This window comes from Pseudomonas sp. NPDC087626 (assembly GCF_044743405.1).
Lineage (GTDB): Bacteria > Pseudomonadota > Gammaproteobacteria > Pseudomonadales > Pseudomonadaceae > Aquipseudomonas.
This window is the reverse complement of the sequence record NZ_JBIUWJ010000022.1, coordinates 28,544-46,639: the sequence shown is the minus strand read 5'-3', so window position 1 is coordinate 46,639 and position 18,096 is coordinate 28,544. Positions and strand designations below refer to the sequence as shown.

22 protein-coding genes are annotated in these 18,096 nt (G+C 62.9%); 16 read left to right on the top strand and 6 right to left on the bottom strand.

Annotated elements, in window-relative coordinates; all coding sequences use genetic code 11:
• Positions 1–46: 46 nt before the first annotated feature.
• The gene (locus tag ACIOVD_RS18535; RefSeq protein ID WP_401129527.1) at positions 47–478 is read right to left on the bottom strand and encodes a PACE efflux transporter; all 432 of its coding nucleotides are present in this window, start codon (positions 476–478) and stop codon (positions 47–49) included.
• Positions 479–598: 120 nt separating this feature from the next.
• Here ACIOVD_RS18535 and ACIOVD_RS18530 point away from each other — a divergent pair, with 120 nt between their 5' ends.
• Positions 599–1,477 (top strand): LysR family transcriptional regulator, encoded by an 879-nt coding sequence (locus tag ACIOVD_RS18530; RefSeq protein ID WP_401129525.1) that lies wholly within the window; start codon positions 599–601, stop codon positions 1,475–1,477.
• 9 nt (positions 1,478–1,486) lie between these two features.
• Here the strand turns inward: ACIOVD_RS18530 and ACIOVD_RS18525 are convergent, their stop codons facing one another.
• The gene (locus ACIOVD_RS18525; RefSeq protein WP_095169801.1) at positions 1,487–2,518 is read right to left on the bottom strand and encodes a LacI family DNA-binding transcriptional regulator; all 1,032 of its coding nucleotides are present in this window, start codon (positions 2,516–2,518) and stop codon (positions 1,487–1,489) included.
• A gap of 215 nt (positions 2,519–2,733) precedes the next feature.
• Between ACIOVD_RS18525 and ACIOVD_RS18520 the strand changes: the two genes are divergently transcribed.
• Together ACIOVD_RS18520 and ACIOVD_RS18515 are read left to right on the top strand one after the other, a co-directional pair.
• Entirely contained in the window at positions 2,734–3,267 is a 534-nt protein-coding gene (locus ACIOVD_RS18520) for a gluconokinase (protein ID WP_095169800.1), read from the top strand.
• An 82-nt stretch (positions 3,268–3,349) separates the two neighbouring features.
• Positions 3,350–4,702, top strand: coding sequence for a GntP family permease (locus tag ACIOVD_RS18515; protein WP_095169799.1), 1,353 nt, complete (start codon positions 3,350–3,352; stop codon positions 4,700–4,702).
• 56 nt (positions 4,703–4,758) lie between these two features.
• Here the strand turns inward: ACIOVD_RS18515 and alaC are convergent, their stop codons facing one another.
• The gene (gene alaC / locus ACIOVD_RS18510; protein WP_095169798.1) at positions 4,759–5,967 is read right to left on the bottom strand and encodes an alanine transaminase; all 1,209 of its coding nucleotides are present in this window, start codon (positions 5,965–5,967) and stop codon (positions 4,759–4,761) included.
• A 150-nt stretch (positions 5,968–6,117) separates the two neighbouring features.
• Here alaC and ACIOVD_RS18505 point away from each other — a divergent pair, with 150 nt between their 5' ends.
• The 3 genes from ACIOVD_RS18505 (at position 6,118) to ACIOVD_RS18495 (ending at position 7,921) form a co-directional block, all read left to right on the top strand.
• Positions 6,118–6,780 carry a LysE family translocator gene (locus tag ACIOVD_RS18505; protein ID WP_401129522.1) on the top strand — a complete coding sequence of 221 codons (663 nt, stop codon included), beginning with the start codon at positions 6,118–6,120 and terminating at the stop codon, positions 6,778–6,780.
• A gap of 67 nt (positions 6,781–6,847) precedes the next feature.
• Positions 6,848–7,336 carry a GyrI-like domain-containing protein gene (locus ACIOVD_RS18500; RefSeq protein WP_401129520.1) on the top strand — a complete coding sequence of 163 codons (489 nt, stop codon included), beginning with the start codon at positions 6,848–6,850 and terminating at the stop codon, positions 7,334–7,336.
• An 87-nt stretch (positions 7,337–7,423) separates the two neighbouring features.
• Positions 7,424–7,921: a GNAT family N-acetyltransferase gene (locus ACIOVD_RS18495; protein WP_095169795.1), complete on the top strand. Its 498-nt coding sequence runs from the start codon at positions 7,424–7,426 to the stop codon at positions 7,919–7,921.
• Between the two features lie 43 nt (positions 7,922–7,964).
• Here ACIOVD_RS18495 and ACIOVD_RS18490 read toward each other — a convergent pair whose 3' ends face one another.
• Complete coding sequence (locus ACIOVD_RS18490) at positions 7,965–8,450, bottom strand: N-acetyltransferase (RefSeq protein ID WP_095169794.1); 486 nt, start codon at positions 8,448–8,450, stop codon at positions 7,965–7,967.
• A 141-nt stretch (positions 8,451–8,591) separates the two neighbouring features.
• On the opposite strand from ACIOVD_RS18490, the gene ACIOVD_RS18485 reads away from it, so the two are divergent.
• The 4 genes from ACIOVD_RS18485 (at position 8,592) to ACIOVD_RS18470 (ending at position 11,210) form a co-directional block, all read left to right on the top strand.
• Positions 8,592–9,026 (top strand): YybH family protein, encoded by a 435-nt coding sequence (locus ACIOVD_RS18485; protein WP_401129517.1) that lies wholly within the window; start codon positions 8,592–8,594, stop codon positions 9,024–9,026.
• A 67-nt stretch (positions 9,027–9,093) separates the two neighbouring features.
• Complete coding sequence (locus ACIOVD_RS18480) at positions 9,094–9,438, top strand: YciI family protein (RefSeq protein ID WP_159997554.1); 345 nt, start codon at positions 9,094–9,096, stop codon at positions 9,436–9,438.
• A 39-nt stretch (positions 9,439–9,477) separates the two neighbouring features.
• Positions 9,478–9,969: an SRPBCC family protein gene (locus ACIOVD_RS18475; RefSeq protein WP_095169792.1), complete on the top strand. Its 492-nt coding sequence runs from the start codon at positions 9,478–9,480 to the stop codon at positions 9,967–9,969.
• A complete protein-coding gene (locus ACIOVD_RS18470; protein ID WP_401129514.1) occupies positions 9,969–11,210 on the top strand; it encodes an RNA polymerase sigma factor in 1,242 nt (413 codons plus the stop codon). The genes ACIOVD_RS18475 and ACIOVD_RS18470 overlap by 1 nt, the downstream gene beginning before the upstream one ends.
• Before the next feature lie 8 nt (positions 11,211–11,218).
• On the opposite strand, the gene ACIOVD_RS18465 is transcribed toward ACIOVD_RS18470, so the two are convergent.
• A complete protein-coding gene (locus tag ACIOVD_RS18465) occupies positions 11,219–12,073 on the bottom strand; it encodes a LysR family transcriptional regulator (protein ID WP_401129512.1) in 855 nt (284 codons plus the stop codon).
• 89 nt (positions 12,074–12,162) lie between these two features.
• Between ACIOVD_RS18465 and ACIOVD_RS18460 the strand changes: the two genes are divergently transcribed.
• The gene (locus ACIOVD_RS18460; protein ID WP_095169789.1) at positions 12,163–12,597 is read left to right on the top strand and encodes a multidrug/biocide efflux PACE transporter; all 435 of its coding nucleotides are present in this window, start codon (positions 12,163–12,165) and stop codon (positions 12,595–12,597) included.
• A gap of 29 nt (positions 12,598–12,626) precedes the next feature.
• Here the strand turns inward: ACIOVD_RS18460 and ACIOVD_RS18455 are convergent, their stop codons facing one another.
• Complete coding sequence (locus ACIOVD_RS18455; RefSeq protein ID WP_401129510.1) at positions 12,627–13,544, bottom strand: LysR family transcriptional regulator; 918 nt, start codon at positions 13,542–13,544, stop codon at positions 12,627–12,629.
• A gap of 125 nt (positions 13,545–13,669) precedes the next feature.
• Between ACIOVD_RS18455 and ACIOVD_RS18450 the strand changes: the two genes are divergently transcribed.
• From ACIOVD_RS18450 to ACIOVD_RS18430, 5 genes are all read left to right on the top strand, one after another.
• The gene (locus tag ACIOVD_RS18450) at positions 13,670–14,428 is read left to right on the top strand and encodes a 5-oxoprolinase subunit PxpA (RefSeq protein ID WP_095169787.1); all 759 of its coding nucleotides are present in this window, start codon (positions 13,670–13,672) and stop codon (positions 14,426–14,428) included.
• Positions 14,429–14,521: 93 nt separating this feature from the next.
• The gene (locus ACIOVD_RS18445) at positions 14,522–14,767 is read left to right on the top strand and encodes an acetyl-CoA carboxylase (protein WP_095079351.1); all 246 of its coding nucleotides are present in this window, start codon (positions 14,522–14,524) and stop codon (positions 14,765–14,767) included.
• A 10-nt stretch (positions 14,768–14,777) separates the two neighbouring features.
• Entirely contained in the window at positions 14,778–16,151 is a 1,374-nt protein-coding gene (locus tag ACIOVD_RS18440; protein ID WP_401129507.1) for an acetyl-CoA carboxylase biotin carboxylase subunit, read from the top strand.
• Positions 16,148–17,020 carry an allophanate hydrolase subunit 1 gene (locus ACIOVD_RS18435; protein ID WP_095169784.1) on the top strand — a complete coding sequence of 291 codons (873 nt, stop codon included), beginning with the start codon at positions 16,148–16,150 and terminating at the stop codon, positions 17,018–17,020. The genes ACIOVD_RS18440 and ACIOVD_RS18435 overlap by 4 nt, the downstream gene beginning before the upstream one ends.
• On the top strand, positions 17,017–17,991 hold the full coding sequence (locus tag ACIOVD_RS18430) for a biotin-dependent carboxyltransferase family protein (RefSeq protein WP_401129505.1): 975 nt from the start codon (positions 17,017–17,019) through the stop codon (positions 17,989–17,991). The genes ACIOVD_RS18435 and ACIOVD_RS18430 overlap by 4 nt, the downstream gene beginning before the upstream one ends.
• The last annotated feature ends 105 nt before the right edge of the window (positions 17,992–18,096 follow it).

The following is an 18,096-nucleotide window of genomic DNA, read 5'->3' as shown; positions in this document are numbered from 1 at the left end:
GCGAAGGCTGCGCAAGTGTTCGCCAGCCTTGTCCGCACCTCTGGCTTCAGGCTGGGTCGGGCAGTGCCGAGGTTGGCAAACCAAAGGTGCGGTCGAATAGCCAGTTGAAGGCAAAGGTGTAGCAGGGGATGAAGATGATCAGCGCCAGGTCCAGCAGGAAGGCCTGCACCAGGCTGATGTGCATCCACCAGGCAATCAACGGGATCAGGAATACGATCAACGTCAGTTGAAAACCGATGGCGTGGGCGATCCGCCGTTTGACGGTGCGGGTACGTGATGCCTGGCGGCTTTCCCAGCGCTCGAACAGCGAGGTGTAGATGAAATTCCAGCTCACCGCGATGCTGGTGATGATCACCGCCAGCGGCCCGGTGCTGCCTGGCGAAGTGCCGGACAGCAAGGCCAGGCCGAGGGCGGAGAAGGTCATGCCGATCACCTCGTAGAGTGAAACGTAGACCAGTTTGCGTTTGACGCCTTGCATGGGGTTGCCTCTTTTTCAGTGCTTGATGGCCAGTGGGGCTGGCGCAGGCGACGAAAGATAGCTTCAATGGAGATGACAGAAAAAGTCAGTAGCTTTCAGTTTTATTGATAGGTTGATCCAGTGAACTTCAACAGCGACAGCATCGAACTGTTTCTCGCCGTGATTGAGCGCGGCTCTTTTTCCGCGGCCGCCCGGGCCCTGGGCAGGGTCCCTTCGGCGGTGAGCATGGGCATTGCCAATCTGGAGGCAGAGCTCGGTTATCCATTGTTCGACCGCAGCCACCGCGAACCCCAACCCACCGCCATGGCCAATTCGCTGGTGCCCCACGCACGGCTGATTGCCGGGCAGCTCAAGCAATTGCAGGTGCACGCGGTGCAGTTGTCGCTGGGGCTGGAAAGCAAGCTGTCGATTGGCGTGGTCGCGGACATCGATCGGCGCCGCTTGCTGGCGGCGATCAAGGTGCTTGCCGAGCGTCATCCGTTGCTCGACATCGAAGTGCTGACGGCGCCGCAGGATGACGTGCTGGCGATGCTGCACAGTGGGCGCGTCAGCCTGTGCCTGGCGTTTGCCGGGTTGAGCATGAATGTGCTGGAGCGCTTTCAATTCGTCGGCAGCGAACGCATGATCGCCACGCTGGCGGCGGACAGTCCGATGCTGCAGGGACAGGATCTGTTTCTCGAGGACCTGGTGCACGTGCGGCAGATTTTCGTCGCCAGCCGCGATCTGCCGATCAGCGAGACCCGGCCGCTGGTGGCCGAATCCTGCTGGCGCACCGACAACCTGGAAACGGCACTGGAGATGGTCGAGGCGGGGTTGGGCTGGGGCAATTTCCCGCTGTCGGTGGTGCAGGCACGCCTGGATTCAGGGCGCTTGAAACGGCTGAACTTCCGCAATATCGAAAACGGCCTGGTGCTGCCGGTGCATGCGGTATGGCTCAAGAGCCAGCCGCTGCAAAAGGGCGCATTGGCCCTGGTCGATCTGCTCGGCCAGACGGTGTAGGCGCCAGTCTCAGCTGCTTTCGCGAATCTTCAGCTCAAACCCCATGTCTTCCACCGGCCGCGCCACCTTGTTGCCCGCCATCAACGTCAGCATCTGTTCCGCCGCGCGCCGGCCAATGGCTTCGCGGGGGGTATAGATGCTACTCAGGCGCGGCACCATGTGCTCGGACATCGGCAAGTCGTTGAAACCGAGAATCGCCACCTGCTGGGGAATCTGGATGCCATGGCGCAGGGCCTCAAGCAATGCGCCCTGGGCCAGGTCGTCGTTGCCGAAAAAGATCCCGTCGACATCCGGCTGGGCCGCCAGCAGTTGCAGGAACAACTCGCCGCCCAGGCCCACGGATGACGCGCGTGGGGTGAGCACTTCCAGGTCCGGGTCGTAGCGGCCGGCCTTCTGCAAGGCCCGGCGGAACCCTTCACCGCGTAGCAGGGTGCGTTGATCCAGCTGCGCGCCGATGTACGCCAGGCGCTTGCGGCCCCGGGACAACAAGTGCTCGGCTGCCGTTTCGCCCGCGCTGAGTTGGGAGAAACCGACGCAGTTCACCCCGGCGGCGTGGTCCAGTTCCATCATGTACACACAGGGGATGTTGCTGGCCTCGATCATCCGTCGCGAGCTTTCGGTGCGATCAAAGCCTGTCAGCAGCAAACCGCGTGGCTGATAGGCCATGTAGTTGCGCAGCAGGTTTTCTTCTTCGTCACGGGAGTAGTGGAAGTTGCCGATCAGCACTTCGAAGCCTTTTGGCCGCAGTACCTGGTGAATGGCTTCCAGGGTTTCGATGAACAGCAGGTTCGACAGCGAGGGCACCAGCACCACCACCGAATGGCTCTGGGCCGAGGCCAGCGCACGCGCGGCCGGGTTGACCACATAATTGAGTTCGAGGGCTGCCTGCTGGACCTTTTCCACCAGTTCGGTGGCCACCGTACTGACCCCACGCAGGGCGCGGGAAGCGGTGATCGGGCTGACCCCCGCCAGGCGGGCAACTTCATTGAGGGTAGGGCGGCCAGTGGTGCGGGGATTTTTATCGTTTTTAGTGGAGGTCATCGGGCGGCTTGCCAAACAAAATTCAAGGCACTAAGGTAGCGCTGTCTCGATGCGGCTGCAAATGAATGAGCGGGGGTTGCCTGATCCCTGCTATTTGGCGTTGAGCAAGAACGTGCTGCAACCCATAAAAATGACAAGAAGACGTCGACGATGGCTGCGTTTGCACTAGAGTCTCAATGAGCAAAGGTAGCGCTGTCTTCGCGCTGAGGTGTTACATGAGTCAACCAATCTCCGCCCTGGTCATCATGGGCGTGGCCGGCTGCGGCAAGTCCAGCGTCAGCGAGGCCTTGTGCCAGCTCAGCGGCGCGACCGGCATCGAAGGCGATAGCTTTCACCCTGCGGCCAACATCGAAAAGATGAGCGCCGGCATTCCCCTGAATGACGACGACCGTGCCGGCTGGCTCGACAGCCTGTGCGCCGAATTGCGTCGCGTCGACGCCACGGGCCAGCGCCCGGTGCTGACCTGTTCGGCGCTCAAGCTCAGCTATCGCGAGCGCTTGCGTAGCGCCTTGCCGGGCCTGGGCTTCGTGTTCCTGGAACTGACCCGGGAAGTGGCCGCGGATCGGGTGTCCCACCGTCCGGGCCACTTCATGCCGTCGACCCTGATCGACAGCCAGTTCGCCACGCTCGAGTCCCCGGTCGGCGAAGCGCTGACCCTGGCGCTGGATGCTTCGACCCACAGCGTCGAGCAATTGGCCGCGCAAGCCCACCATTGGTGGCTTGGGCATGGCCTGAAGCTCGCCGTATGAGTTTTGTTTTTAAAGGTAGCGCTGTCCTGATGGCTTTCGAATTACCCGCTTTAATAACAACAACAACCAGGAGTCACCCCTAATGTTCGGCATGTCCCACGACTCGTTCCTGCTGCTTGATGCAGTGGTCACGGTGATCGGCTTAATTGTCCTGATCACCAAGTTCAAGTTCCACCCCTTCATTGCGCTGATCATCGCCGCGGCGTTCCTCGGCCTGACATCGGGCATGCCGATCGGCACCATCATCAAGGCGTTCCAGGACGGCTTTGGCGGGGTACTGGGGTTTGTCGGCATCATCCTGGCGCTGGGGACCATGCTCGGCAAAATGATGGCCGAATCGGGCGGGGCCGACCAGATCGCCCAGACCCTGATCCGCTCGTTCGGTAAAGAGCGAGTGCAGTGGGCGATGATGTTTGCCGCGTTCCTGGTGGGCATTCCGCTGTTCTTCGAAATCGGCTTCGTGCTGCTGATCCCGTTGGTGTTCATCGTGGCCCGGCGCACGGGCGTGTCGATCATCAAGATCGGTATCCCGCTGCTGGCTGGCCTGTCGGCGGTGCACGGGCTGGTGCCGCCACACCCGGGGCCGTTGCTGGCCATTGGGGTATTTGGCGCCGACATCGGTAAAACCATTCTGTACGGCCTGATCGTGGCTCTGCCGACGGCGATCATTGCCGGTCCGATCTACGGTACGTTCATTGCCAAGTACATCCCCGGTCACCCTAACCAGGAACTGGTGGATCAACTGGCCCGCGAACCGGATTCGGCCAGCCTGCCAAGCTTCAGCATCACCCTGTTCACCGTGCTGTTGCCGGTGTTCCTGATGCTGCTCAAGACCTTCGCTGACGTCGCGCTGCCGGACGGCAACTTCTTCCGCACCTGGATGGACATGATCGGTCACCCGATCTCGGCGCTGCTGCTGGCATTGCTGCTGTCGCTGTATACCTTCGGCCATCGCCAGGGCATCGACTCCAAACGCATCCTCAAGCTGCTGGATGCCAGCCTCGCACCAACCGCCGCGATCATTCTGATCATCGGTGCCGGTGGTGGCTTCAAGCAGATGCTGGTGACCAGCGGTGTGGGTGATGTGATCGGGCATATGGCCGTAAGCGCTCAGATTTCGCCGATCCTGCTGGCGTGGCTGGTGGCGGCAGTGATCCGTATCGCGACCGGTTCGGCGACTGTCGCAACCATTACCGGTGCGGGCATCGTGGTGCCGGTGGTGGGGATGATTCCAGGGGTCAACCGTGAGCTGCTGGTGCTGGCCACCGGTGCCGGCTCGCTGATCCTGTCCCACGTCAACGACGCGGGTTTCTGGCTGGTCAAGCAGTACTTCAACATGACCGTGGCGGAAACCTTCAAGACCTGGACCGCGATGGAAACCATCCTGTCCATCGTCGCGCTGGGCTTTATCCTGCTGTTGTCGTTGTTCGTCTAAGCGTTTCGCAGCCACAAAAAAACCGCAGCGATGCGGTTTTTTTGTGGCTGATCGTCTTACTTAGTGACTAACCCATCCGCGCGGAACATCCCGCGAATCCCCCGCACTGCCTGGCGAATCCGGTCCTGGTTCTCGATCAAGGCGAAGCGCACGTGGTCGTCGCCGTACTCACCAAAACCCACCCCGGGCGATACACAGACCTTGGCCTCGGCCAGCAGCTTCTTGGCGAATTCCAGCGAACCCAGGTGGGCATAAGCTTCGGGGATCTTCGCCCAGACGTACATCGAAGCTTTCGGGTTCTCGACCATCCAGCCCAGTTCATGCAGGCCCTTGACCAGCACGTTGCGGCGTTGCCGGTATTGCTCGGCGATGTCCTTGACGCACTGCTGGTCGCCTTCCAGTGCCGCGATAGCGGCGACTTGCAGCGGGGTGAAGGTGCCGTAGTCGTGGTAGCTCTTGATCCGCGCCAGGGCGTTGACCAGTTCCGGGTTGCCGACCATGAAACCGATGCGCCAGCCCGCCATGTTGTAGCTCTTGGACAGGGTGAAGAACTCCACGGCAATGTCCTTGGCGCCTGGTACCTGCATGATCGACGGGGCTTTCCAGCCGTCGTAGACGATGTCGGCGTAGGCCAGGTCGTGCACGACGAGGACGTCGTACTGCTTGGCGAGGGCGATTACCCGCTCGAAGAAATCCAGCTCCACGCACTGCGCGGTAGGGTTGGACGGGAACCCGAGGATCATCATCTTCGGTTTCGGGATCGAACCACGAATGGCCCGCTCCAGCTCTGCGAAGAAGTCCACGCCCGGAATCAGCGGCACCGAACGCACCTGGGCACCGGCAATCACGGCACCGTAGATGTGGATCGGGTAGCTCGGGTTGGGCACCAGTACCGTGTCGCCCTGGTCGAGGGTGGCGAGCATCAGGTGCGCCAGGCCTTCCTTGGAACCGATGGTGACGATGGCTTCGTTTTCCGGGTCGATGTCGACCTCGTAGCGATCCTTGTACCAGCGGGAAATAGCCCGGCGCAGGCGGGGAATGCCTTTGGACGTGGAGTAGCCGTGGGTGTCTTCGCGCTGGGCGACGGTAACCAGTTTGTCGACGATGTGGGGCGGGGTCGGGCCGTCGGGGTTGCCCATGCTCAAGTCGATGATGTCTTCGCCACGACGACGGGCGGCCATCTTCAGCTCGGCAGTGATATTGAATACGTAAGGGGGGAGTCGATCTATGCGCGCAAAGCGGCGCGGCGAACCTTGGTCTGCCATTGTTGCCTCTGATAACGTGAGCGCCCGGAACCGTCCGAGCGACGCCGACCACTGCGGTGGTCTGGGCGCACGATAAGGGCGCCGATGGCCGCTTGTCCAGAGGCACCCAGCAACTTTTTTCCCCGGCACTGACAGCAACAGGATAAAAAAATGGAGTTTTCCAGCGGCTTTTTACTGAGCCTTTCGCTGTGCCTGGATATCGGCGTGGCCAACATTGCAATGATCACCCTGGCCATGCAGCGCGGCTATTTCCAAGGGTTTGCCCTGGGCCTGGGCACCTGTGTCGGCGACCTGGTCTACGCGGTGCTGGCGCTGGCCGGCATGACCGTTCTGCTGCAGTACTCGGCGGTGCGCTGGGTGTTGTGGGTCGGCGGTTCGCTGCTGTTGCTGTACTTCGCGGCGAAGATGATCTACTCGGCGATCCACCACAGCGCCGCCCTGGCGCAGACGGCAGAGGTCAGTGGCGGCTCCCATCGTCGGGAGTTCTTTCGCGGGATTTTCCTGGCGATGTCCTCACCCAGCGCCATTCTCTGGTTCGCCGCGGTGGGCGGGACCCTGATTGCCCGCGCAGGCGGCAGCAGCCTGGCCAGTGCCGGGTTGTTCCTGGCCGGGTTCTTTTGCGCCGGAATTCTCTGGTGCCTGGCCTTGTGCCTGGCTGCGACCCAGGGCGGCAAGTTGCTGGGCGATAAACTGCTGCGCTATAGCTACCTGGCATCTGCAGCGATCTTCTGCTATTTCGCGGTCTACGTGATCCTATCGGGTTACCATGAGTTTATCGGCGCGGCTGGCGTGGCAGAACTTCCTGGGCTTTGACTGGGGGAATCCGGTTTCGCTTCTATACTCCCAGCCGAACCCAATTTTCAGTGGCAGGAGGTGATTCGTGGATCAGCCAAAACAGCAGGTAGCGGCACAGCCGCGCTTCGAAACGGGGCATTTTATGCTGATCGCCGGACTGGGCGGACGATTTGCCGTGGACGCCACCGAGGGCATTCCCAAGCTCTGGGAGCGTTTTATTCCGCACATCGGCAAGGTGCCGGGGCAAACGGGCGACTTGACCTACGGCGTGTGTTGCAACCCGGATGGCAAGGGTGGTTTCGAGTACGTCGCCGGGGTCGAAATCAGCAAGCTCGACGACCTGCCCGAGTCCTATCGCTGGGTGGAAATCCAGCCCCAGCAGTATGCAGTGTTCACCCATCAAGGTGGCCTCGACAGTCTGGCGCAAACCTTTGAGTACATCTGGAAAAGCTGGCTGCCGGCCTCAGGCCGCGAGGCCGCGGATGCACCCGAGTTCGAGCGTTACAGCGCCGACTTCAACCCGCAAACCGGGCAGGGCGTGCTGGAGATCTGGGTACCCCTCAAAGCCGCTTGAGCCACGCGAGAACGGGGCGCAGGATCGATATGCGCGGCGGATTGAATTATGCTTGCGCCCCCTTTTTTCGCTGACTGGACCCCCGCCATGAACGCTCCCACGACTGTCATTCGCCAGGTCACGCCGGCTGATCTGGACCGCTGTTTCGCCATCGAAACCGAGGCCTACGAGGGCGATGAAGCGGCCACCCGGGAGAAAATCGCCACCCGCATCGAGACCTGGCCACAGGGTTTTATCGTGGCCGAGGTCGAGGGTGTCGTCGCAGGCTTCATCAACTCCGGCGCCGCCTACCAGGTGGAAATGGCCGACGAAGCCTTCAAGGAAATGATCGGCCATGACCCCGACGGTCCGCAGGTGGTGATCATGTCGGTGGTGGTGCACCCGGACTTCCAGGGGCTGGGCCTGGCCAAGCAGTTGATGAGCGCGTTTATCGCGCACATGCGCGAGCTGGGCAAGATCCGCATCAACCTGATGTGCCGCGAGCAGCACGTTGGCCTGTATGCCGGGTTCGGTTTTGCCTACCTCAAGGAGTCCGCCTCGGAGCATGGCGGGTTGGCCTGGCACGAGATGGCGCTGGACCTGTAGGGACTGGCGTCCGCATCAGTGACGCACAGCACGTGTGGTTGATTCAGAAGGCCAGGGCCATGCGCCGCTCATAGCCGATCCGGCCTTTGTAGGCGTCCCCGCTGTCGATCCAGCCCTGCTTGAGATAAAGCCCCAGCGCCGCCTCATTGTGGGTATCCACGGACAATTCCAGGCCATTGATCTCGGGCCAGGCCTGCCGCGCAACCTCGGGCAGGGCTTGTAGACAGGCCTTGCCGTAGCCCTGGCCCTGGCAGCGACGGTCGACCTGCAAGGCATGCAGGGTGGCGGTGTCCTGGCTGGCCCAGGCCGGCAGGAAAGGCGGGCGCTTGAGCAGCAGGAAGGCCACGGGGATGTCGTCGGCGACCAGCGCAAAACCGCGGATGGCATCGCCTGCGGCTGCGCTCAGCGAGTGCAGCGCGCCATGGATATCGCCGGCGAATGACTTCTGCAACGGATCGATCTCGATGCATTCCACCTGTTGGCGTTGCAGCGCCGAAAGCTGTTGGTAGGGCACGAGGTGCGTGGCCATTGGCGGGATCCCTGCGGCGAAAAACTGAGGCTCGGATTTTAGCCAGTTTGGCGCAGTCGCAATTATTTTTTTTGGCCTGTCGATTTGCCTTTGCACCAGTCGACTATGAGTGTCTTCACAGTAAACACTCGGAGTTGCGTCATGAATGCGTTAACCGAAAGCACTGAGATCCAGACCCTGATCGAACGCTACCGACAAGCGATAGTCGCCAAGGACCTTGAGGCGCTGATGGGCTTTTATGCCGACGACATCGTCTCGTTCGATGCGGTCAAGGCCCTGCAATTCAAGGGCAAGGCGGCTTACCGCGCACACTGGGAAGAGTGCCTGAACTATTGCCCGGGACCGCACCTGTTCGAGTTCGCACAACTGCAGGTGGCGCAAGGCCAGGACCTGGCTTTCGCCCACTGGCTGGTGCACTGCGGCGGGGCGGATGAGCAGGGTCAGGTCAAGGGCAGTTGGATGCGTGCCACCGCCGGCTATCAGCGGATCGGCGGGCAATGGCGAATCGTCCACGAGCATTGGTCGGCGCCCTTCGACATGGCCAGTGGCGCGGCGTTGTTCGAACTGCAGCCCTGATCGTCGGGTTTTTTACCCAACCTGCAATCTGCAGCCATAGTTGATCAGCCTGATGTGGGAGAGCCTGATGAAATATCTATGCCTGGTCTACAGCGACGAGCGTGTGCTGCACAGTTCACCTGACAGCCCCGAAGACGCTGAGTGTATGGCGTATGCCGAGTCGGTCCAGGGCAGTGGGCGGATGCTCGCCGCCGAGGCCTTGCAGCCAGTGCAAAGCGCCACCACGGTGCGCCTGCGGGGCGGCAAGCTGTCGATCACCGACGGTCCGTTCGCCGAAACCAAGGAGCAATTGGCCGGTTTCTACCTGATCGAGGCCAAGGACCTCAATGAGGCGATCCAGGTGGCCGGGAAGATTCCGGCGGCCCGGGTCGGCAGCGTGGAAGTGCGTCCGGTACGCCAGCTGAATCCCTGATCACCCCCCTAAGAACAATAATCAAGCAGGAGTCTATGTATGAGCATCCCTCACGCTGGCGCCCAGCCAGCAGCCTTCGAGTTGTCCATCAGCCGCCTGATCGATGCGCCGCGCAGCAAGGTGTTCCGTGCCTGGACGGAGCCGCAGTGGCTCGCCCAATGGTGGGGGCCGCACGGCATGACCACGCCGGAGTGCGAAATGGACCTGTGGGTCGGCGGCCGGTTTCGCACCCTGATGCGCGCACCCGATGGCAGCGAGTACCCCACCAGCGGGGTGTTCCTGGAGATTCATGCGCCGCAGCGGCTGGTGTTCACCGATGCCTATGCACCTGGCTGGATTCCTTCGGGCAAACCGTTCATGACCGCTGAAGTGACCTTTGACGACGTCGACGGCAAGACCCTCTACACCGCACGCGCCATGCACTGGAGCGAGGCCGATCGGCAGGCCCACGAGGGCATGGGTTTTCATGACGGTTGGGGCCAGAGCCTCGACCGGCTGGAGGCCCTGGTGACCAGCGGCATGCCGGACTGATGCCGGACGAGGCGGTCAAGGCGCTGGTCGAGACGGTCTACCGCAACGACTCGCGGCGTATCCTCGCCACCCTGATTCGTTTGCTGGGGGATTTCGACCTGGCCGAAGAGGCCCTGCAGGAAGCCTTCTTCGTCGCGGTCGAACGCTGGCAGCGGGACGGGGTGCCGGACAATCCGCGGGCCTGGCTGGTGTCCACCGGGCGCTTCAAGGCCATCGATGGCCTGCGTCGACGGGCCCGGTTTGCCGCGTCCCAGGCACAATTGGTGGCGCAACTCGAAGAGCTCGAGGAGGCGCAATGGAGTGTCGAGGACGTGCAAGACGATCGCTTGCGCTTGATCTTCACCTGTTGTCACCCGGCACTGGCCGCCGATGCGCAAGTGCCGCTGACGCTGCGTGAAGTCTGCGACCTGACCACCGAAGAAATTGCCCGCGCCTTTCTCGCCGCGCCGGCCACCATTGCCCAGCGAATCGTGCGGGCCAAGGCGAAGATTCGCGACGCCAGGATCCCCTATCAAGTGCCGTCCCTGGCTGAGTTGCCCGAGCGCCTGGACAGCGTTCTGCGAGTGATTTACCTGGTGTTCAACGAAGGGTATTCGGCCTCGGTGGGCAGTGAGCTGACCCGCGAAGACCTGACACGCGAGGCGATTCGCCTGGGGCGCCTGCTCCTGGAGTTGCTGCCGGAGCCGGAGGTGATGGGGTTGCTGGCCCTGATGCTACTCAACGAGTCGCGGCGCCCGGCGCGCACTTCGGCCAGCGGAGAGTTGATCGTGCTCGATGAACAGGACCGTTCGCTGTGGGACGCGCAGATGATCGCCGAGGGCTGTGCCTTGATCGAGCATGCGCTGGGCCGGGGGGAAATCGGCCCGTATTGCCTGCAGGCGGCGATCTCGGCGGTGCATGCCGAGGCACCCACCGCCGGGGACACGGATTGGGCGCAGATCGTCGGTTTGTACGACGTCTTGCTGCAGGCGCTGCCTTCGCCGGTGATTGAACTCAATCGGGCCGCCGCGCTATCCCGGCGTGACGGGCCCTTGGCGGGGTTGACCCTGGTCGATGGGATTTTGCAGCGTGGCGAGTTGCTCGATTACCACCTGGCGCATTCGGCGCGTGCCGAGTTCTGTCGGCAATTGGGTCGCGTTGCGGAGGCGAGGGCGGCCTATCAGCGTGCGCTGGAACTGACCCAGCAAGTGCCGGAGCGCCGTTTCATCGAGCGGCGCCTGGCCGAGTTGGCGCGCACCTGAGGCGGGCGTCACTCGAGCATCCTGTCCAGCAACCAGCGGCCTGCCGGACCCGGCGGGTGCAAGCGTGACCAGAGCGCATCCACCGAGACCGGTCGGGGCCAGCCGCGAACCTTGAGCTCCTGCAAAGTGCCGGCGCCAAAACGCTCGACCAGCCAGCGCGGCAGGGGTGCCCAACCGAACCCACCCTGGGCCATTTCCAGTAGCATCAGGTAACTGGGGGCCGACCAGACCCGCCCCTGGGCCCGGACCTCATACGGATTGATGATGGTCGCCAGGCGCAATTCGCGGTGTTGTTGCAGGGTTTGCCGATCGATTTTCTGCAGGCTCGCCAACGGGTGTGTGGGCGCGACGAACAGGGCGATCTCGGTGTGCTCATCGACGGTGGCGCTGTCCAGGTCCGGCGGGTAGCGCTCCTGCATTTCGGCGAAGGCCAAGTGCGCGCGCCCGCGTTGCACCAGGGCAACCAAGTCGTCGCATTCGGCGATCAGGCATTCCAGTTCGAGGTCCGGATAACGCTGTTCGAAAGCCTGCAAGGCGGCTTCGAAGCGATCCGATTGGTAGGTGTCGGAAAGCGCGACGGTGAGCTTCGGTTCAACCCCCAGGGACAATTGCGCGGCGCTCATTTCCAGGCGGCTGGTGGCGGCGAGGATGTCCTCGGCGCGTTGCAACAACACATGCCCGGCCAAGGTCAGGGCGGGCTTGCGGCTGCTGCGGTCGAACAGTGTCAGGTCGAGGTCGATTTCCAGGCTGGCCACCGCCGCGCTGATGGTCGACTGGCTCTTGCCCAGCTTGCGCGCCGCCGCGGAAAACGAGCCTTGGGTGGCTGCCTGGACGAATGCCAGCAGGACTTCATGTGAGGCCATGAACTATCGCCTTGATCGATGGTTAATGGTTATGAAGTATCGGTGCTGTGCCGGATGATGGCAACACATTCACCCACCGGAGCCGGCTCATGAGTCCTCATAAATCCCTCACTGAACGTGTGTTGCAAGCCATCGGTTTTGAACTGTTGGCGGTCATGCTGTGTACGCCTTTGCTGGCGTGGCTGATGGACAAGCCGCTGGTCGACATGGGTGTCGCGACCATTGCCATCGGCCTGATTGCCCTGGCCTGGAACGTATTGTTCAACGGACTGTTCGACCGCTTGCTCAAGCGTCTGGCGCTGGTGCCCAGTGCCGCGACCCGGGTGTTGCATGCCTTACTGTTCGAGGGCGGCCTGGTGGCAATCAGTGTGCCGCTGATTGCCTGGTGGCTGAACGTCAGCCTGCTGCAGGCGCTGATTCTCGACATCGGGGTGCTGCTGTTTTTCCTGCCGTACACCTATGTCTACCACTGGGTTTATGACGTGCTGCGGGAGCGGATGTTGCTGGCACGGGCAGTGTCGTGATTGACCTGATCTTGCAAGTGCGTCCCAACTCAGCGTCTGCTCGACAGTTGTTGCGGGGCCAGGAACGCATCGTGGAAGTAATCCCGGAACGCCTGCATCGCCGGGGTAAATGCCCGCTCGCGGTGCCAGGCCAGGCCCACACTCATGGGGGTCACTGGATCGGTGATGGTGAGGGTCTCGATGCGCTTGCCCTCCAGTGACCAGGGGCGGTGCACCAGGTCCGAAAGGATCGCCACGCCGCTGCCATTGGCGACCATGCTGCGCACCGCTTCCACGGAGCTGGTGCGCACCCGCACTTTCGGTTGCTGGTGGGCGTGTTCCCAGTAGCGCATTGCCGCCTGCTCGGCCTCGTCGACGGTCAGCAGGATGTAGGGCTCCTGGGCCACATCAGCCAGGCTGACAGCCGAGCGCTCGCACAGCGGGTGATGGCTGGGCAGCCACAGGCGTCGCTCGGAGTTGAACAGGATTTCCGAGACGATATCGGGGTGCGTGAGGTTCGCGGTCAGCACCACCGCCATGTCGAAACGTCCCTCCAGCAAGCCTTGTTCGATGGCCTGGCGCTCCTGTTCGTGGACTTCGATGGCGACATCCGGGTGCCAGTGTTCCAGGCGTTGCAGATGGTGGGGCAGGAAGTAGCCGATGACCGTGTAGCTGGCTGCCAGGCGCAGCCGGCCGCTGGCACGCACATCCGGCAGCGGGCTGTTGAGGGCATCATCGACGCTGCGCAGAATCACGTAGGCGCGGTTGAGAAAATGCCGGCCGGCATCGGTCAGGCTCATGCCCTGGGCCGAGCGCTGGAACAGCAGGGTGCCGAGCATGCCCTCCAACTCCTTGATCGCGGTGGTCACCGCTGACTGCGAGATATTCAAGTGAATTGCCGCTTGGGAAATCTGCCCAATCTCGGCGGTGGCGACGAAATAGCGGACCTGGCGCAGGGTCAGTGACATTGAGACTCCGATCGAACAGGTATCTGTTTTTCAGAAGATACCCTATCTGTTAATAGATCTTCCCAAGGGGGTGAGCGGAATTTAACGTGGCCTGCATGAAGTCACAAGCGTCAGGAGCACGTGTCATGCAGGCAGTAGATTTCAATTCGGACATGGGTGAAGGCTTCGGCCCATGGACCATCGGCGATGGTGTCGACACTGAGCTGATGGGGTTCATCAGTTCGGCCAATATCGCCACCGGATTCCATGCCGGCGACCCCGGCACCATGCGCCGCACCGTCGAACAGGCCAAGCGCCTCGGCGTGGCCATCGGCGCACACCCGGGGTTCCGCGACCTGGTAGGTTTCGGTCGCCGGCACATCAATGCACCGGCCCAGGAGCTGGTCGACGACATGCTCTATCAACTCGGCGCCCTGCGCGAACTGGCGCGAGTCCAGGGCGTGGCCCTGCAACACATCAAGCCCCACGGCGCGTTGTACATGCACCTGGCACGGGACGAGGAAGCGGCTCGGTTGCTGGTGGAAAACCTGCAGCGCCTGGAGCCCGACCTGCTGCTGTATTGCATGCCCGGCTCAGTCATCTGGCGCGTCGCGACAGAACTCGGCCAGCCGGTGATTCGCGAGTTCTACGCCGACCGCGAGTACGACCTCAGCGGCTCCATTGTCTTTACCCGCAATGTGCGCGCCCACGATCCGGACCAGGTCGCCGCGCGGGTGCTGCGTGCCTGCCAGGAAGGCCTGGTGCGCACGGTCGAGGGCCAGGACCTGGCGATCGACTTCGACTCAATTTGCCTGCACAGCGATACGCCGGGTGCCCTGGCGTTGGTCGAGGCGACACGCAAGGCGCTGGACGCAGCCGGGATCACGGTGCGCGCCCCTCGCTGAAGCTGGGTTTGGTACCGGGCGCTACAGACGTCCGGGCTGCCCATCGATGAATTTTTTGCCTGCCTTTCTACAACTATTCCAAAAGGAACAGACATGGCCGAACACACAGTTATCACCCCACTCCCAGGGACCTTCTATCGCAAAGCCACGCCGGAGTCGGCGAACTTCGTCGAGGTCGGTGCGCAGGTTAGCGCCGACACGGTGATTGGCCTGATCGAGGTCATGAAGCAGTTCTCCGAACTGACCGCCGGGACGGCTGGTCGCCTGAGCGCATTCCTGGTAGAAGACGGCGATCCGGTGGAACCGGGTCAGGTCGTCGCAACACTCGACGACGAGTGAGGGCACGATCATGACCCAAGGCATCACGAAACTGCTGGTCGCCAACCGTGGCGAAATCGCCGTGCGGATTATCCGCGCCGCCCAGGAACTGGGGATTCCCACCGTAGCCGCCTGTAGCGAGGCGGACCTCGACTCCCAGGCCGCGCGTCTGGCCGACGAAGTACACCTGCTCGGCCCGGCCCGCGCCGACAAAAGCTACCTGAATGTCGAGGCCCTGCTGGGCGCCTTGAAGGCCACCGGGGCCAACGCGGTGCACCCAGGCTATGGGTTTCTCTCGGAGAACGCCGACTTCGCCGAAGCGGTCCAGGCCGCCGGGGCAATTTTTGTCGGGCCCAGCCCACAAACGATCCGCCGTATGGGCGACAAGGCCGAGGCGCGACGCACCGCACAAGCGGCTGGCGTGCCGGTGGTACCGGGTTCACCTGGTGAGTTGTTCGACGTCGAGGCCGCACTCGCGGCAGCCGAGCTGGTGGGTTTCCCCCTGCTGATCAAAGCCTCGGCCGGTGGTGGCGGACGGGGTATTCGCCTGGCGGAGAGTCCCGCGCAACTGCGTGAAGAGTTCCCCCGTTCCCAGCGCGAAGCCCAGGCGGCCTTTGGCAATGGCGCGGTGTATCTGGAGCGTTTCATCAGCCGTGCCCGGCACATTGAAGTGCAGGTGCTGGGCGACGGTAAACACGCGGTGCACCTGTTCGAACGCGAGTGTTCGCTGCAACGGCGGCGGCAGAAGATCTTCGAGGAAGCGCCGTCGCCGGCCCTCGATCAGCAACAGCGCGAAACCCTCTGTGCCAGCGCCGTACGCTTGACCGAGTCCCTCGGCTATCAAGGCGCCGGGACCCTGGAGTACCTGTATGACGACGCCAGCGGCGAGTTCTTCTTCATCGAGATGAACACGCGGATTCAGGTCGAGCACCCGGTCAGCGAGCTGATCACCGGCATCGACCTGGTTCAGGCGATGTTGCGAATCGCCGGCGGCGAGCCATTGGGCTTGCGCCAGAGTGATATCCGACTCAATGGCGCGGCCCTGCAAATGCGCCTGAATGCCGAAGACCCGGCGCGGGACTTCTTCCCCAGCCCAGGCCTGGTCGAAGCGTTGTCGTGGCCGCAAGGTCCGGGCGTGCGGGTCGACAGCCATCTGTATCAAGGCTATCGGGTGCCGCCGTATTATGATTCGCTGCTGGCCAAGCTGATTGTCCACGGTTGCGATCGTGCACAAGCGTTGGCCCGGGCGCGGGTTGCCGTGGCCCAGACCCGCCTGACGGGCATGGCGACGACCCTGGCGCTGCATGCCGAGCTGCTGGAGCAACCCTGGCTGCACGACGCCGACTTCCACACCGGCACCCTGGAAACCTGGCTGGCCGCGCGCCGCAGTGGAGGTGCAGCATGAACAAGCCGATCCGCTACAGCTTTGGCGCCGATGAACATCTGTTCGCCGAAGTCAGTGACAGCATGTCCCTGGAAGCATTCTTCAAGGGCATGGCCGTGACCCGTGCGGTCGAGCGCCTGGCCCTGGATGGCGTGCTGGATGTGTGCCTGGCCAACGCCTCGTTCCAGATCCGCTTCGATCCGGACCGCATCGCGCCCCATGACCTGCTCGAAGCGGTCAAGGGCGCAGAGGCCGAAGCGATTGCCGAACGCACCCTGCACACGCGGATCATCGAGATTCCGGTGCTCTACAACGACCCCTGGACCCACGAGACCCTGATGCGTTTTCGCGACCGGCATCAGGACCCGAGTGCCACGGACCTGGAGTACGCGGCGCGGATCAATGGCCTGGCGGACGTCGATGCGTTCATTGCCGCCCACAGTGGTGCGCCCTGGTTCGTCTCGATGGTCGGCTTTGTCGCCGGCCTGCCGTTCATGTTCCAGATGGTCGAGCGCGAGCGCCAGTTGCAGGTACCCAAGTACCTGCGGCCGCGCACCGACACGCCGAAGCTGACCCTGGGCCACGGCGGCTGCTTCGGCTGTATCTACTCGGTGCGTGGCGCCGGTGGTTATCAGATGTTTGGCGTGACGCCGGCACCGATCTACGATCCGCAGCAGAACCTGGCGTACCTGAAAGAGCACATGGTGTTTTTCCGCCCCGGCGACATCGTGCAGTTCAAACCCATGGACCGCGCGGCCTATGACCAGGCCGTGGCCGAAGTGGATGCGGGGCGCTTCGACCTGCGGATTCGACCGGTGGAGTTTTCCCTGGACGCGTTCCTCGCCGACCCCGTTGGTTATCCCAAGTCGTTGCAGGAGGTGCTGGCATGATCAAGGTACTCAAACCCGGTCTTGCCACCTCGGTACAGGACCTGGGCCGCGAAGGTTACTACCACCTGGGGATTCCGCCCTCCGGTGCGCTCGACCAATACGCCTTGAGCGCCGCCAACCAGTTGGTCGGCAACCCAGCCGGGGCGGCGGCGCTGGAGTGCACGCTGCTGGGGCCGGAGCTGGAGTTTGCCGAAGATGCGTTGGTGGCGGTGTGCGGTGCGCACATGACACCACGGGTCGATGGCGTGGAAATGCATGCCGACACCGCGTTCACGGTCAAGGCCGGCCAAGTGCTGCGTTTTGATTTCCCCAAGGCCGGTGCCCGCGCGTACTTGGCGGTGGCTGGTGGCATTGATGTGCCGCTGGTGTTGGGTAGTCGCTCAACCTATGCGTTGGGGGCGCTGGGCGGGTTCCAGGGTCGCCGCTTGGTGGCCGGTGACGAGTTGCCGGTGGGTGTTGCCAGTGGCAAGAGCCGTGCGGGGGCCAGTCTGCCCATGGCCTTGCGGCAGTCGCTGGGGGGCGAAATCAGCTTGCGGGTGGTGCCGGGCCTGTACTACGAGCGCCTGAGCGAAGCGGCGGCCAGCAGCTTTTTCGCTGAATCCTGGACGGTCGGCTCGGAGGCGGACCGCATCGGCTATCGCTTCAAGGGTGGCAGCGCCTTGAGTTTCCAACCCCGAGAGCAGCCGTTCGGGGCCGGCTCCGATCCGTCGAACATCGTCGACAGTTGTTACCCGATCGGCTCGATCCAGGTTCCGGCCGGGCTCGAACCGATCGTGCTGCACCGCGATGCGGTGTCCGGTGGTGGCTACGCGATGATTGGTACGGTGATCAGCGCTGACCTCGACCTGATCGGCCAGATGCAGCCCAACCAGAAGGCGCGGTTTGTCGCGGTGACCCTGGAGCAGGCGCTGGAAGCACGACGATCCTACAAGAAAAAACTCAGCTGCCTGAGCAAGCTGTTCCCTTCCTGATTCTGCCCGCCGCATCGCGCGGGCCATGCCAAACGGTACGCCAACGCCGCACTTCGGTGCGGTGACGGCTGCCCGCGCTTCAACCTTTGACTGGTTCTGGAGTTC

Excerpts from the sequence above, each read along its gene's own strand:
- ACIOVD_RS18535 (WP_401129527.1), bottom strand. The coding sequence starts at position 478 with ATGCAAGGCGTCAAACGCAAACTGGTCTACGTTTCACTCTACGAGGTG.
- ACIOVD_RS18525 (WP_095169801.1), bottom strand. The coding sequence starts at position 2,518 with ATGACCTCCACTAAAAACGATAAAAATCCCCGCACCACTGGCCGCCCT.
- ACIOVD_RS18520 (WP_095169800.1), top strand. The coding sequence starts at position 2,734 with ATGAGTCAACCAATCTCCGCCCTGGTCATCATGGGCGTGGCCGGCTGC.
- ACIOVD_RS18515 (WP_095169799.1), top strand. The coding sequence starts at position 3,350 with ATGTTCGGCATGTCCCACGACTCGTTCCTGCTGCTTGATGCAGTGGTC.
- alaC (WP_095169798.1), bottom strand. The coding sequence starts at position 5,967 with ATGGCAGACCAAGGTTCGCCGCGCCGCTTTGCGCGCATAGATCGACTC.
- ACIOVD_RS18505 (WP_401129522.1), top strand. The coding sequence starts at position 6,118 with ATGGAGTTTTCCAGCGGCTTTTTACTGAGCCTTTCGCTGTGCCTGGAT.
- ACIOVD_RS18495 (WP_095169795.1), top strand. The coding sequence starts at position 7,424 with ATGAACGCTCCCACGACTGTCATTCGCCAGGTCACGCCGGCTGATCTG.
- ACIOVD_RS18490 (WP_095169794.1), bottom strand. The coding sequence starts at position 8,450 with ATGGCCACGCACCTCGTGCCCTACCAACAGCTTTCGGCGCTGCAACGC.
- ACIOVD_RS18485 (WP_401129517.1), top strand. The coding sequence starts at position 8,592 with ATGAATGCGTTAACCGAAAGCACTGAGATCCAGACCCTGATCGAACGC.
- ACIOVD_RS18480 (WP_159997554.1), top strand. The coding sequence starts at position 9,094 with ATGAAATATCTATGCCTGGTCTACAGCGACGAGCGTGTGCTGCACAGT.
- ACIOVD_RS18475 (WP_095169792.1), top strand. The coding sequence starts at position 9,478 with ATGAGCATCCCTCACGCTGGCGCCCAGCCAGCAGCCTTCGAGTTGTCC.
- ACIOVD_RS18470 (WP_401129514.1), top strand. The coding sequence starts at position 9,969 with ATGCCGGACGAGGCGGTCAAGGCGCTGGTCGAGACGGTCTACCGCAAC.
- ACIOVD_RS18465 (WP_401129512.1), bottom strand. The coding sequence starts at position 12,073 with ATGGCCTCACATGAAGTCCTGCTGGCATTCGTCCAGGCAGCCACCCAA.
- ACIOVD_RS18460 (WP_095169789.1), top strand. The coding sequence starts at position 12,163 with ATGAGTCCTCATAAATCCCTCACTGAACGTGTGTTGCAAGCCATCGGT.
- ACIOVD_RS18455 (WP_401129510.1), bottom strand. The coding sequence starts at position 13,544 with ATGTCACTGACCCTGCGCCAGGTCCGCTATTTCGTCGCCACCGCCGAG.
- ACIOVD_RS18450 (WP_095169787.1), top strand. The coding sequence starts at position 13,670 with ATGCAGGCAGTAGATTTCAATTCGGACATGGGTGAAGGCTTCGGCCCA.
- ACIOVD_RS18445 (WP_095079351.1), top strand. The coding sequence starts at position 14,522 with ATGGCCGAACACACAGTTATCACCCCACTCCCAGGGACCTTCTATCGC.
- ACIOVD_RS18440 (WP_401129507.1), top strand. The coding sequence starts at position 14,778 with ATGACCCAAGGCATCACGAAACTGCTGGTCGCCAACCGTGGCGAAATC.
- ACIOVD_RS18435 (WP_095169784.1), top strand. The coding sequence starts at position 16,148 with ATGAACAAGCCGATCCGCTACAGCTTTGGCGCCGATGAACATCTGTTC.
- ACIOVD_RS18430 (WP_401129505.1), top strand. The coding sequence starts at position 17,017 with ATGATCAAGGTACTCAAACCCGGTCTTGCCACCTCGGTACAGGACCTG.